The 12,701-nt window shown below is 71.3% G+C and carries 15 protein-coding genes; 8 read left to right on the top strand and 7 right to left on the bottom strand.

Going from position 1 to position 12,701, the window contains the following annotated elements; genetic code table 11:
- Nucleotides 1–347: 347 nt before the first annotated feature.
- Nucleotides 348–686 (top strand): transcriptional regulator WblA, encoded by a 339-nt coding sequence (gene wblA, locus OG985_RS22055; protein ID WP_067033339.1) that lies wholly within the window; start codon nt 348–350, stop codon nt 684–686.
- Between the two features lie 21 nt (nt 687–707).
- Here wblA and OG985_RS22050 read toward each other — a convergent pair whose 3' ends face one another.
- Together OG985_RS22050 and OG985_RS22045 are read right to left on the bottom strand one after the other, a co-directional pair.
- Nucleotides 708–2,090, bottom strand: coding sequence for an ArsA-related P-loop ATPase (locus OG985_RS22050; RefSeq protein ID WP_371670058.1), 1,383 nt, complete (start codon nt 2,088–2,090; stop codon nt 708–710).
- 226 nt (nt 2,091–2,316) lie between these two features.
- Nucleotides 2,317–3,294 (bottom strand): ArsA-related P-loop ATPase, encoded by a 978-nt coding sequence (locus OG985_RS22045; protein ID WP_371670057.1) that lies wholly within the window; start codon nt 3,292–3,294, stop codon nt 2,317–2,319.
- A 106-nt stretch (nt 3,295–3,400) separates the two neighbouring features.
- Here OG985_RS22045 and OG985_RS22040 point away from each other — a divergent pair, with 106 nt between their 5' ends.
- The 4 genes from OG985_RS22040 (at nt 3,401) to OG985_RS22025 (ending at nt 5,787) form a co-directional block, all read left to right on the top strand.
- A complete protein-coding gene (locus OG985_RS22040) occupies nt 3,401–3,559 on the top strand; it encodes a DUF4177 domain-containing protein (protein WP_003967454.1) in 159 nt (52 codons plus the stop codon).
- Nucleotides 3,556–4,023: a RidA family protein gene (locus OG985_RS22035; protein WP_371670056.1), complete on the top strand. Its 468-nt coding sequence runs from the start codon at nt 3,556–3,558 to the stop codon at nt 4,021–4,023. Before OG985_RS22040 ends, OG985_RS22035 begins: the two co-directional genes overlap by 4 nt.
- Nucleotides 4,024–4,090: 67 nt before the next feature.
- Nucleotides 4,091–4,960 carry an NUDIX hydrolase gene (locus OG985_RS22030; RefSeq protein ID WP_371670055.1) on the top strand — a complete coding sequence of 290 codons (870 nt, stop codon included), beginning with the start codon at nt 4,091–4,093 and terminating at the stop codon, nt 4,958–4,960.
- A complete protein-coding gene (locus tag OG985_RS22025; RefSeq protein ID WP_371670054.1) occupies nt 4,957–5,787 on the top strand; it encodes an MBL fold metallo-hydrolase in 831 nt (276 codons plus the stop codon). The genes OG985_RS22030 and OG985_RS22025 overlap by 4 nt, the downstream gene beginning before the upstream one ends.
- A gap of 19 nt (nt 5,788–5,806) precedes the next feature.
- On the opposite strand, the gene OG985_RS22020 is transcribed toward OG985_RS22025, so the two are convergent.
- A complete protein-coding gene (locus OG985_RS22020; protein WP_371670053.1) occupies nt 5,807–6,637 on the bottom strand; it encodes a nucleotidyltransferase in 831 nt (276 codons plus the stop codon).
- Between the two features lie 226 nt (nt 6,638–6,863).
- Complete coding sequence (locus OG985_RS22015; RefSeq protein ID WP_356037411.1) at nt 6,864–7,538, bottom strand: Crp/Fnr family transcriptional regulator; 675 nt, start codon at nt 7,536–7,538, stop codon at nt 6,864–6,866.
- A gap of 334 nt (nt 7,539–7,872) precedes the next feature.
- Here OG985_RS22015 and nth point away from each other — a divergent pair, with 334 nt between their 5' ends.
- The 3 genes from nth to OG985_RS22000 all read left to right on the top strand — a co-directional run bounded on the left by nth (nt 7,873) and on the right by OG985_RS22000 (nt 10,930).
- Nucleotides 7,873–8,862, top strand: coding sequence for an endonuclease III (gene nth / locus OG985_RS22010; RefSeq protein WP_371670052.1), 990 nt, complete (start codon nt 7,873–7,875; stop codon nt 8,860–8,862).
- A 52-nt stretch (nt 8,863–8,914) separates the two neighbouring features.
- Nucleotides 8,915–9,610: a CoA pyrophosphatase gene (locus tag OG985_RS22005; protein ID WP_371674458.1), complete on the top strand. Its 696-nt coding sequence runs from the start codon at nt 8,915–8,917 to the stop codon at nt 9,608–9,610.
- A 120-nt stretch (nt 9,611–9,730) separates the two neighbouring features.
- Nucleotides 9,731–10,930: a MarP family serine protease gene (locus OG985_RS22000; protein WP_371670051.1), complete on the top strand. Its 1,200-nt coding sequence runs from the start codon at nt 9,731–9,733 to the stop codon at nt 10,928–10,930.
- Nucleotides 10,931–10,941: 11 nt separating this feature from the next.
- On the opposite strand, the gene OG985_RS21995 is transcribed toward OG985_RS22000, so the two are convergent.
- The 3 genes from OG985_RS21995 to OG985_RS21985 form a co-directional block, all read right to left on the bottom strand.
- Entirely contained in the window at nt 10,942–11,124 is a 183-nt protein-coding gene (locus OG985_RS21995; protein WP_371670050.1) for a hypothetical protein, read from the bottom strand.
- A 129-nt stretch (nt 11,125–11,253) separates the two neighbouring features.
- On the bottom strand, nt 11,254–12,204 hold the full coding sequence (locus OG985_RS21990) for an alpha/beta fold hydrolase (RefSeq protein WP_371670049.1): 951 nt from the start codon (nt 12,202–12,204) through the stop codon (nt 11,254–11,256).
- Nucleotides 12,201–12,689, bottom strand: a complete 489-nt coding sequence (locus OG985_RS21985) for a phage holin family protein (RefSeq protein WP_371670048.1) — start codon at nt 12,687–12,689, stop codon at nt 12,201–12,203. The genes OG985_RS21990 and OG985_RS21985 overlap by 4 nt, the downstream gene beginning before the upstream one ends.
- Between the last annotated feature and the right edge of the window lie 12 nt (nt 12,690–12,701).

Below are 12,701 nucleotides of genomic sequence, written 5' to 3'. Positions count from 1 at the left end.
AACTGTCACAGCAGTAGGTCCACGTATCAATACGTCCGGCGACCCCGAATCGTTCCGGAAGTTCCCCAACTTTTTTGGGGGTGGCGTGTCCGAATCCGCCTCGTGTGTCACCTGGCGCCCGTTGTGACTCAACATAACTATCCCGGTTTGTCGGGAAGGTCACGTATGTCGCCAGCTCACTCCCCCGGGTGATCTGCCGCTTACCCATAGTCCGTTCGGGCCATTCAAGATTGGGCCCGAAGGGGGTGTTGCGCTGTGCCCGCCTTCCGTAACGTCCTCAACTGGCGGCGGTGAATATGCCGCTGCCGCCGTGGGGGAGCCTCGATTCGGGAGAGGACGGCGCCGGTATGGGCTGGGTAACCGACTGGAGTGCGCAGGCGGCCTGCCGCACTACCGATCCAGATGAACTGTTCGTGCAAGGAGCAGCGCAGAACAGGGCCAAGGCAGTGTGCACCGGATGTCCGGTACGCACCGAATGCCTGGCTGATGCGCTCGACAACCGCGTCGAGTTCGGCGTGTGGGGAGGCATGACGGAGCGGGAGCGCCGCGCACTGCTGCGCAGGCGGCCCACTGTGACTTCGTGGCGCCGACTCCTTGAGACCGCGCGAACGGAATACGAGCGGGGGGCCGGCATCCTGCCCCTCGACGACGACGAGGTGTACGAGAACTACGCGGCGGTCAGCTGAGGGGGCGGGCGCCCCCTCGGTTCAGCTTCCGGCGGGCTCGGGCAGCTCCGGCCGCCCGGCCGCGAGCCGGTCGCCGATGTCCCGCAGTCCCGCGAGGTCGTGCACATCGCCGGGCAGCGCGGCCACTTCGGCCACGGCCACCTCGGGGTGGAGCGCGCTGAAGCGGTCACGTGTGCGCTGCTCGCGGGAGAGCAGCCGCATGCGCTCGGCATGCAGCCTCAGCAGGCCTGCGGTGAGCTGGGCGGGGGAGCCTGGATCGGGTGCTGGATCGGGCGTTGGACCGGGCGACGGCTCGGGTGCCCGATCGGGTGCGGGCGGTTCTGAACTGCCGTACGTGTCGGGAGAGTTACGAAGTCCAGCTTTCCCGCCGTCCTGATCCACAATGCCGGGCTCTTCAAGATTTTCCGCAGCGGCGGGTTCGACGAGGTCAAGGGTCTCCGCGGCGGCCAGCGCCCGCTCGGCCGACAGTTGGGCGGCCTCGCTGCCGTGCACCCGGTTGAGTACCAGACCGGCGAACGGCATGTCCTCGGCGGCCAGCCGCTGCACGAAGTACGCCGCCTCGCGCAGCGCGTCCCGCTCAGGCGCCGCGACGACCAGAAACGCCGTCCCCGGCGCCTGAAGCAGCTTGTACGTGGCGTCCGCGCGTGTGCGGAACCCGCCGAAGGTGGTGTCCATCGCGGCCACGAACGTCTGGACGTCCTTGAGGAGCTGCCCGCCGAGCAGTTTGCCGAGGGTGCCGGTCATCATCGACATCCCGACGTTCAGGAACTTCATCCCGGCTCGCCCCCCCAGCTTCGCCGGGGCCGTCAGCAGCCGGATCAGCCGCCCGTCCAGGAAGGATCCGAGCCGCTTCGGGGCGTCCAGGAAGTCCAGCGCCGAGCGGGACGGCGGCGTGTCCACGACGATCAGGTCCCACTCGTCCCGGGCGCGCAACTGCCCCAGCTTCTCCATCGCCATGTACTCCTGCGTGCCGGCGAACCCCGCGGAGAGCGACTGGTAGAAGGGGTTGTTCAGGATCGTGGCGGCCCGCTCAGGGTCGGCGTGCGCCTCGACGATCTCGTCGAAGGTCCGCTTCATGTCGAGCATCATGGCGTGCAGTTCGCCGGTCGCGGAGTCGTCGAGGCCCTTCACCCGGCGGGGCACGTTGTCCAGCGAGTCGATGCCCATCGACTGGGCGAGCCGACGGGCCGGGTCGATGGTGAGGACCACCACCTTGCGGCCCCGCTCGGCGGCGCGCAGCCCCAGCGCCGCCGCGGTGGTGGTCTTGCCGACCCCGCCCGAGCCGCAGCACACGACGATGCGGGTCTTCGGGTCGTCGATCAGCGGATCGAGGTCGAGCACGCGCGCGGGGGAGAGGCGGCGGGCCGCGGGGTCGTGCGCGCGGGCCGGTTCCGGACGGCTCATGACATCCCCTGCTTCCGATGCTTCCGACTCGTGCTGCGGTTCATGACGGGCGGCGTCGACTTGCGGCGCCCTGGCGTCGACCGGAGGTGCCGTGCGCGACGGTTCCCGCCCGCGACGCGCGTGCCGGGTCCGGTCCGCGTCGCGGGCCGTGGTCCGGGACACGCGGCCCGGCCCGCGGCCGCTGTTCCGGCGCGGGCCGGTTCCTGCCTCCGACAGGTGAACGAGCTCATGCCAGGCCCTGGTTCCGCAGCTCGCCGGCCAGTTCGTACAGGCCGGCCAGGTCCATGCCCTCGGTGAGCAGCGGCAGTTCGTTGAGCGGCAGGCCCAGTTCGCCGAGGACGGCCCGCTGCTCGTGTTCGAGCTCGTACCGCTCGGCGTACTCCTCGGCCTGCCGGAGGAGCGGGGCCACCAGTTTCTCGGCGTGCCCGCCCCGCCGCGCCCCGCCCAGCCCGGCGGCGGACAGCGACTTGGCGACGGCGGTGCGCGGCACACTCCGTACGAGTTCCAGATCGGTGGCGTCCAACACCTGTGGCCGCACCATGTTCACGATGACCCGCCCGACCGGCAGCCGCGCGGAGCGCAGCTCGGCGATCCCGTCCACGGTCTCCTGGACGGGCATCTCCTCGAGGAGTGTCACCAGGTGGACGGCCGTCTGCGGCGACTTCAGCACGCGCATCACGGCCTGCGCCTGATTGTGTATCGGCCCGATCTTCGCGAGCCCGGCGACCTCGTCGTTGACGTTGAGGAAGCGGGTGATGCGCCCGGTGGGCGGCGCGTCCATGATGACGTAGTCGTAGGTGAAACGTCCTGCCTTGTCTTTTCTGCGGACCGCCTCGCACGCCTTGCCCGTGAGGAGTACGTCTCTGATCCCGGGCGCGACGGTGGTGGCGAAGTCGATCGCGCCGAGTTTCTTCAGGGCCCGTCCGGCGCTTCCCAGCTTGTAGAACATCTGGAGGTAGTCCAGAAGGGCCAGTTCGGCGTCTATGGCGAGGGCGTACACCTCCCCGCCCCCGGGAGCGACGGCGATCTTCCGCTCCTCATAAGGCAGCGCCTCCGCTTCGAAGAGCTGCGCGATGCCCTGCCGACCCTCGACCTCGACGAGAAGCGTCCGCTTCCCCTCGGTGGCCAGGGCCAGCGCGAGGGCGGCGGCGACCGTCGTCTTTCCGGTCCCGCCCTTGCCGCTGACGACCTGGAGCCTGCTCACGTCTTCGAGCCTAACCAGTCCGCGTCCGTGCTACGCGGGAGGCTGTGGACAACGTGGCTGTGGTCGGCCGTCCTGGCGGCCCTGGGCAGCGGCTAAAGTCGGCCGCATGACCAAGTGGGAATACGCAACCGTGCCGCTGCTCGTCCATGCCACGAAGCAGATTCTGGACACCTGGGGCGAGGACGGCTGGGAGCTCGTCCAGGTCGTGCCCGGGCCGAACAACCCCGAGCAGCTCGTGGCCTACCTGAAGCGGGAGAAGGCGTGAGCGCGGTCGAGGCGAAGCTGGCCGAAATCGGCCTGACCCTGCCGACGGTCGTGCCGCCGCTCGCCGCTTACCAGCCGGCCGTCCAGTCGGGCGTGTACGTGTACACGTCCGGCCAGCTGCCGATGGTCGAGGGCAAGCTCCCGGTCACCGGCAAGGTGGGCGCGGAGGTCACAGCGGAGGAGGCCAAGGAGCTCGCGCGTAGGTGCGCGCTGAACGCCCTGGCCGCCGTCAAGTCGGTGACCGGCGACCTGGACCGCATCGCGCGCGTGGTGAAGGTCGTCGGCTTCGTCGCCTCGGCTGCGGACTTCACGGGCCAGCCGGGCGTGGTGAACGGTGCGAGCGAGCTGCTGGGCGAGGTCCTCGGCGACAAGGGCGTGCACGCCCGGAGCGCCGTGGGTGTGGCCGTGCTGCCGCTGGACGCGCCGGTGGAGGTCGAGATCCAGGTGGAGCTGACCGGGGTCTGATCGCCTGCCCAGGGGAGGATCACAGCCGCCTCTCGAACATCAGCGCGCCACGGGATAGCCTCCGACCATGGCGAACGGTCAGTGGTATCCGCAGGAGTGGCCCGATCGCATCCGCGCGCTGACGAACGGAACCCTCACGCCGGTCACCCCGAAGCGTGCGGCCACCGTCATGCTCCTCAAGGACACCGACGGCGGCCCGGCCGTCCACATGCTGCGCAGACGCGCCTCCATGGCCTTCGCCGGAGGCGCGTACGCGTATCCCGGCGGCGGCGTCGACCCGCGCGACGACGACCACCACGTCCGCTGGGCGGGTCCCGCGCGCGCGTGGTGGGCGGACCGGCTCGGCGTCGACGAGACCGCGGCCCAGGCGATCGTCTGCGCGGCCGTCCGGGAGACGTACGAGGAGGCGGGCGTCCTGCTCGCCGGTCCGACCGCCGAATCCGTGGTCGGCGACACCACTGGCGAGGACTGGGAGGCTGACCGCGCGGCGCTGGTCGCCCGCGATCTCTCCTTCGCCGAGTTCCTCGACCGGCGCGGGCTGGTCCTGCGCTCGGACCTGCTCGGCGCCTGGACCCGATGGATCACCCCCGAGTTCGAGGCCCGCCGCTACGACACCTGGTTCTTCGTGGCCGCCCTCCCCGAGGGACAGCGCACCCGCAACGCCTCCACGGAGGCCGACCGCACGGTGTGGATCCGGCCGCAGGACGCGGCAGCCGGGTACGACAAGGGCGAGCTGCTGATGCTGCCGCCCACCATCGCGACCCTGCGCCGCCTGCTCCCGTACGCCACGGCCGCCGAGGCGCTCGCCGCGGCCCCCGAGCGGGATCTGACCCCGGTCCTGGCGCGGGCCCGCCTGGAGGACGGCGAGATCGTGCTGTCCTGGCCGGGCCACGACGAGTTCACCAAGCACATCCCGACCGGTGGAGCCCCCGCATGACGGACGCAGCAGCCCTGCCTGGCCGGCCGCGGGACGGAGTCCTGTCGGGGCCCGCCACCCCGCGCGCCGTCAACGTCCTCGCGCCCAACGCCTCGCCGATGACCCTGGACGGGACGAACACCTGGATCCTCTCCGAGCCCGGCTCCGAGCTGGCGGTCGTGGTGGACCCGGGCCCGCTGGACGAGGGGCACCTGGCCAACGTCGTCGACACGGCCGAGAAGGCGGGCAAGCGCGTCGCCCTGACGCTGCTGACGCACGGCCACCCGGACCACGCCGAGGGCGCCGTACGTTTCGCCGGACTGACCGGTACGAAGGTGCGGGCGCTCGACCCGGCGCTGCGGCTGGGCGACGAGGGGCTGGGCGCCGGGGACGCGGTCGGGGTCGGCGGCCTGGAACTGAGGGTTGTGCCGACCCCGGGCCACACCGCGGACTCCCTCTCCTTCCACATCCCGGCCGACCGGGCGATCCTGACCGGTGACACCGTCCTCGGCCGCGGTACGACGCTCGTGGCGCACCCGGACGGCCGCCTCGGCGACTATCTGGACACGCTGCGACGCCTGCGCTCCCTGACCGTCGACGACGGCGTCCACACGGTGCTGCCCGGCCACGGCCCGGTCCTGGAGGACGCGCAGGGCGCCGTCGAGTTCTACCTGGCCCACCGCGCCCACCGGCTCGCGCAGATCGAGACGGCGGTGGAGAACGGCCACCGGACGCCGTCCGAGGTCGTCGCGCACGTGTACGCGGACGTGGACCGCTCCCTGTGGCCGGCAGCGGAGCTGTCGGTGCGGGCACAGCTGGAGTACCTGGAAGAGCACGGGCTCATCTGACCGGGGGCTCGGCCCGGGGTCAGTCGGGGCGCGGTGCCTTGACGCCGTGCACGTGTGCGTACTCCTCGGCGAGCCAGGGGCCCAGATCGTCGACGTAGGACGCGAGGACGGCACGGTCGCCGGTGGGCTGGTACCCGAGGACGGCGGCCGCCCGCAGCTGTGCGGCGCGCAGGGGGTAGTAGGTGCCGAAGGCCGCGGCCATCTCCGTCAGGTCACTGGTCCAGCCGTTCCAGCGGGGCATCACGAGCGTGAACCCGGTACGGACGAGGTGCCGTGACATGAAACGGACGAGCCGACGCCGGGCCTCTTCCGGGTCGGCACCGTGCTCGGCCGCGGCGATCCGCTCGCGCCAGCGGGGCAAGAACAGTGCGAGGTCCCCGTTGGTCTCCCGGGCGAGCAGTGAGTCGGGCCGATAGCGCGGCAGCTGCTGGGCGAGGTCCTCGCCCAGCAGCGGAGTGCACAGACAGGCCACGAACCAGCCCAGGTCGTACGTCTCCGCCTCGCTCAGCAATCGTGCCTGGCTGAACAGCAGAGTGCCGACACCGTCGATCTGCGGGAACACCCTGTCGAGGGCCTCGCACAGGGCCCGGGCGTCCTCCCGGTCCGGGTCGGCCGGCTCCGCGCGCAGAGCGAGCAGCAGGTCCAGGTCGCTGCGCCCCACGCGCGCGGTGCCCCGTGGGATCGAGCCGTAGACGTACGCGCTGTGCAGCCGTGTCCCGAAGACGTCGAGGAGTCGCTCCCGCGCGGAGGCGACCACGGGCCGGAAGGCGTGCGGCACACGCGCGTGTGCTCCCTCACGCTCGATGTACCCCTGCGCGTCCAGCCCTCTGCACCGCGACGTCTCGGTCATGAGCGCACTGTGCCCGGACGGAGGCCTCGGGGCAGCTCATTTACGGCCGGGGCGGCGGCGGAGCAGCATGTACGGCCCCGGGCAGTTCCGGTGCTGGACAGTCCGGGTGCGCCCGACGGTCAGAGGGGCGCTGGGCAGTGTCACGCCGTGCGTGCGCCGCGGTGCCGTACGGCCACATGGGGTGCCGGCGGCCGGCACCCCATACGGCGACGCATGCCGGACGCGGTCAGCGGGACCGCTTCGCCAGCCGCTCCACGTCCAGCAGGATCACGGCTCGCGCCTCGAGGCGGAGCCAGCCGCGTTGGGCGAAGTCGGCCAGCGCCTTGTTCACGGTCTCGCGGGACGCGCCGACCAGCTGGGCCAGCTCCTCCTGCGTGAGGTCGTGGACGACGTGGATGCCCTCCTCCGACTGCACGCCGAAGCGGCGGGACAGGTCGAGGAGCGCGCGTGCCACGCGGCCCGGGACGTCCGAGAACACCAGGTCGGACATGGCGTCGTTGGTCTTGCGCAGTCGGCGGGCGACGGCGCGCAGCAGGGCTGTGGCCACCTCGGGGCGGGCGTTCAGCCAGGGCTGGAGGTCGCCGTGGCCGAGGGCGAGGAGCTTGACCTCGGTCAGCGCGGTGGCGGTCGCCGTGCGCGGGCCGGGGTCGAAGAGCGACAGCTCGCCGATCAGCTCGCCCGGACCGACCACGGCCAGCATGTTCTCGCGGCCGTCGGGGGACGTGCGGTGAAGCTTCACCTTGCCCTCGGTGACGACATAGAGCCGGTCACCGGGGTCGCCTTCGTGGAACAGCGAGTCTCCGCGGGCGAGGGTCACCTCACTCATGGAGGCGCGGAGCTCCGCGGCCTGCTCGTCGTCGAGAGCAGCGAAGAGCGGGTTGCGCCGCAGAACGTCGTCCACGAGTTCTCTCCTTGTCGACCTGCTCAGGGGATCTTGCTCCCCCGCTACCAGGGGACCGTGTTCCCCATTTTGCCGGACGGTCCAAACAGTGTGATCTGTCACAAGGATGCCGCACACGTGTCCCGAGGTAAGCGGCAGGGGTCCAATTGGGGGCCGATCTTCGGGGTCCGGGGCGGATGTCAGTGACGGGCTTTAGGCTGGCCGGGTGTCCAAATCGCCGGTGGGAGCACAGACCGAAGGGGCTGAACGGGTGGTTGTACGTCGCGATTCCGCTGTGGGCGAACAGGCCCCCGGTGGTGACGGGAAAACGGCAAAAGCAACAAAGAAGGCGCCGGTGACTCCGAAGAACCAGGCGACGACGTCCCCCGGGGAGGCCACGGCGGCTCCGGGAAAGGCCGCGGCCAGAAAGGCCGCGGTCGGCAAGAAGAAGGCCGCCCCGGCAAAGAAGGCCGCCCCGGCGAAGCGCGCCGCCGCCGGCGCCACCACCGGGGCCGGCGATGAGGCGCCCGCCGAGTCCCAGGCCCGGGCGGCCCTCCGCAAGCCCCCGAAGGACGAGTCGCGCACGTCCCTGGTCCGTCGCGCCCGCCGTATCAACCGCGAGCTCGCCGAGGTGTACCCGTACGCCCACCCGGAGCTGGACTTCGAGAACCCCTTCCAGCTGATCGTCGCCACGGTGCTGTCCGCGCAGACCACCGACCTGCGGGTCAACCAGACGACGCCCGGACTCTTCGCCAGGTACCCCACCCCCGAGGACCTGGCGGCGGCCAACCCGGAGGAGGTCGAGGAGATCCTCCGGCCGACCGGGTTCTTCCGGGCCAAGACCCGGTCCGTCATAGGGCTGTCCAAGGCCCTGGTGGAGGAGTTCGGCGGCGAGGTGCCCGGCCGGCTCGAGGACCTCGTCAAGCTGCCCGGCGTCGGCCGCAAGACCGCGTTCGTCGTGCTCGGCAACGCCTTCGGGCGTCCCGGCGTCACCGTGGACACCCACTTCCAGCGGCTGGTGCGGCGGTGGCGGTGGACCGAGGAGACCGAACCCGACAAGATCGAGGCCGCCGTCGGCGCGCTCTTCCCCAAGAGCGAGTGGACGATGCTCTCCCACCACGTGATCTTCCACGGCCGCCGCATCTGCCACGCCCGCAAACCCGCCTGCGGCGCCTGTCCCATCGCCCCGCTCTGCCCCGCGTTCGGTGAGGGCGAGACGGACCCGGAGAAGGCGAAGAAGCTGCTCAAGTACGAGAAGGGCGGCTTCCCGGGCCAGCGCCTCAAGCCCCCGCAGGCGTACCTCGACGCCGGCGGCAGGCCCGCCCCGCCGCTGGGGGCGGGATGACGGAACGATCTCTGGGGGGCCGGGCGTTGAGCAGGAGAGAACGGGGGTGGAGATGACGCGAGCGAGCCATACCCAGGGCGGCCCGGTGACACTCAGCAAGGAGGGCCTGCCCGCCTGGCTGGACCCGGTGGCGCACGCCGCCGAGACGGTGAAGCCGGTCCAGCTGAGCCGCTTCCTGCCCCCGGAGGACGGTGCGGGGCGCCAGTCCGCCGTGCTCATCCTGTTCGGCGAGGGCGAGCGCGGCCCCGAGCTGCTGCTCATGGAGCGGGCCACCTCCCTGCGCTCCCACGCCGGCCAGCCCTCCTTCCCCGGCGGTGCCCTCGACCCGGAGGACGGCGACCCGAAGGCCGACGGAGCGCTGCGGGCGGCCCTACGCGAGGCCGAGGAGGAGACCGGGCTCGATCCGAGCGGCGTCCAGCTCTTCGGGGTGCTGCCCACGCTGTACATCCCGGTCAGCGGCTTCGTCGTCACGCCCGTGCTCGGCTGGTGGCGCGAGCCCAGCCCGGTCTCGGTCGTCGACCCGAACGAAACCGCCCGCGTCTTCACGGTCCCCGTGGCCGATCTCACGGACCCCGCCAACCGCGCCACCACCGTCCACCCCAGCGGTCACCGAGGTCCGGCATTCCTGGTCGAATCCGCCCTTGTGTGGGGCTTCACGGCCGGCGTCATCGACCGCCTGCTGCACTACGCGGGCTGGGAGCGCCCCTGGGACCGTGAGAAGCAGGTCCCGCTCGACTGGCGGTCATGACAGGCTGTCTGCCGTGCTCTGTCTTCCCGGGGGATGTTGTGTCCGAGTGCCGCTTCGCGGCGGGCCGGCCCCTCGGCCGACCTGAGGTGACCGCGAAGTGATGAGGCGAGGCTCGAACCGGTGAACGTGCTCGACATCCTTTTGCTGGTCGCCGCCGTGTGGTTCGCGATCGTCGGCTACCGCCAGGGCTTCGTCGTCGGCATCCTGTCGGTGATCGGTTTCCTGGGTGGCGGCCTCGTCGCCGTCTACCTGCTGCCTGTCGTCTGGGACGCCCTGACCGACAACGCGGAGGTCAGCACGACCGCCGCCGTCATCGCGGTGGTCGTCGTCATCGTCTGCGCCTCGGTCGGCCAGGCCCTGACCACCCATCTCGGCAACAAGCTGCGCCGCCACATCAGTTGGTCCCCGGCCCGCGCCCTCGACGCGACCGGCGGCTCCCTCGTGAACGTCGTCGCGATGCTCCTGGTGGCCTGGCTGATCGGCTCCGCGCTCGCGGGCACCACCCTGCCGACGCTCGGCAAGGAGGTCCGCAACTCCAAGGTGCTGACCGGGGTTGCCCGGGCACTGCCCGACCAGGCCGACACCTGGTTCGCGGACTTCTCCTCCGTCCTCGCGCAGAACGGCTTCCCGCAGGTCTTCAGCCCGTTCGCGAACGAACCGATCACCGACGTCCAGCCGCCCGACCCGGCCCTCGCCAACAGCGCGGTGGCCGCCCGGGCGCAGCGTTCGATCGTCAAGGTCATGGGCACCGCCCAGAGCTGCGGCAAGGTTCTGGAGGGAACCGGCTTCGTCTTCGGCCAGCGCCGTGTGATGACCAACGCGCACGTCGTGGGCGGCGTCGACGAGCCCACCGTCCAGATAGGCGGCGAGGGCAGGAAGTACGACGCCACGGTCGTCCTCTACGACTGGCGGCGCGACATCGCCGTACTCGACGTACCTGATCTGAGCGCGCCCGTCCTGCGGTTCGCGTCGGAGGACGCGGCCGGCAACGACAGCGCGATCGTGGCGGGCTTCCCGGAGAACGGGTCGTACGACGTCCGTGCCGCGCGCGTGCGCGGGCGCATCACGGCCAGCGGCCCGGACATCTACCGCCGCAGCACCGTGCGCCGCGACGTGTACTCGCTGTACGCGACCGTCCGTCAGGGCAACTCCGGCGGCCCGCTGCTCACCCCGCAGGGCAAGGTGTACGGCGTGGTGTTCGCGAAGTCGCGGGACGACGCCGACACGGGATACGCCCTGACCGCCGACGAGATCCAGCAGGACATCGTCAAGGGACGCACGGCCAACCAGCAGGTGGACAGCGACAGCTGCGCGCTGTGAGCCCGACCGGGTCAGCCTCGAGGATGCCGCAGGCGTACCGAGACCCAGCGGGCCCGGCGGCGCAGAATGCGCGGAATTCCTACGCGGAGGTCCGTGCCCGGAAGTTGCGGGACACCGCCTCGCTGGTGGGAGCTCAGGCCACCGCCCGAGCGCCGATTGCGTGCCGCGTCACTGTAGTCGTGCGTCCAGCCCATACCCCGACGTCTGCCCCCGCCCCAAGGTCGATAACCGCCCCCGGGACGCCCAATCGGCCTATGCGCCGGGCAATTGGCCGTTCGTAGGACAGGTGTTCCCGTCCCCGGATACCGGGCGCGTCGACCCGGTCACCGATCGGGTTCGGGGTCCTTCAGCCAGTTGACGAGTTCCGTGGAGAACGCCACCGGGTCCTCCTCGTGCGGGAAGTGTCCGAGCCCGTCGAACAGCCGCCAGCGGTACGGCGCTTCGACGTACTCGCCGGAGCCGGCCGCGCTCCTGGTGCGCATCACGGGATCGAGCGAGCCGTGCAGGTGGAGGGTCGGCACGCGCACCGGCCGCTTCATCCGGCGATTGAACTGAATGCCGTCCGGACGCGCCATCGACCGCACCATCCAGCGGTACGGCTCGATCGAGCAGTGCGCCGTCGAGGGGATGCACATCGCGCGCCGGTACGTCTCCACCGCCTCGTCGTCCGGCAGGCCCGGCCCCGACCAGTCCCGCAGCAGCCGGGACACCAACGCGCCGTCGTCGGCGAGGAGCTGCCGCTCCGGGATCCAGGGCCGCTGGAAGCCCCAGATGTAGGAACCCGCGGTCGTCTGCTTGACGTCCGAGAGCATCGCCGAGCGCCAGCGCCGGGGATGCGGCATGGACGAGACCGCGAGCCGCCGTACCAGCTTGGGACGCATCACGGCCGCCGTCCACGCCAGATATCCGCCCAGGTCGTGGCCGACCAGCGCGGCGTCGGGCTCCCCCAGGGAGCGGATCACGCCGGTGACGTCGAGCGCGAGGTTGGCCGGGTCGTAGCCCCGTGGGGTGCGGTCGCTGCCGCCGACGCCCCGTAGGTCCATGGCGACGGCCCGGAACCCGGCGTCGGCCAGCGCCACCAGCTGGTGCCGCCAGGCCCACCAGAACTGCGGGAAGCCGTGCAGCAGCATCACCAGCGGCCCGTCGCCGAGTTCGGCGATGTGGAAACGGGCGCCGTTGGCTGCGACATCCCGGTGGGTGACCTGGTGCCCGCCGGGAAGGTCGAGTCGTACGACCGAGGCAGGTTGCGCCCAGGGGGCGGCGGGATCCGTCATGACGTCGAGCGTGCCACAGCCTCGATGGCCTCCGGGGCCCGGTCCCGCGGCAGCTCCTGCCGCGGGTGCGGCTTGGCGTTCTGCAGAACGCCCGCCGACTCCTTCATCGAGGCGGCGACCTTCTGCGCGCCCTGACCCTTCTTGGCCTTCTTCGCGAAGACGACACCGATCAGCGCGAGGACGCCCGCGACGAGCACGTTCGCCGCGAAGGACAGCAGGAAGCAGACCGCGAGGTTCCAGTCGCTCCAGGTCCGGATGCCGTACGCCAGGGCGAAGTTCAGCATCGGCAGGGAGAACACCAGGACCGCGCCGGCCAGCGAGAACGCGCCGCCGCTCGTCGCGCCCCGCTTGACGTCCTGTTTGAGTTGCGCCTTGGCCAGCGCGATCTCGTCGTGCACCAGCGCTGACATCTCGGTCGTCGCCGAGGCGAACAGCTGGCCGATGCTGCGTTCGGCGCCGACCGGGCTGCCGTCGGGTGCGCTCATCGCGGTCTCCCT

The organism is Streptomyces sp. NBC_00289, from assembly GCF_041435115.1.
Lineage (GTDB): Bacteria > Actinomycetota > Actinomycetes > Streptomycetales > Streptomycetaceae > Streptomyces.
This window is presented reverse-complemented; position numbering and strand designations above follow the sequence as displayed.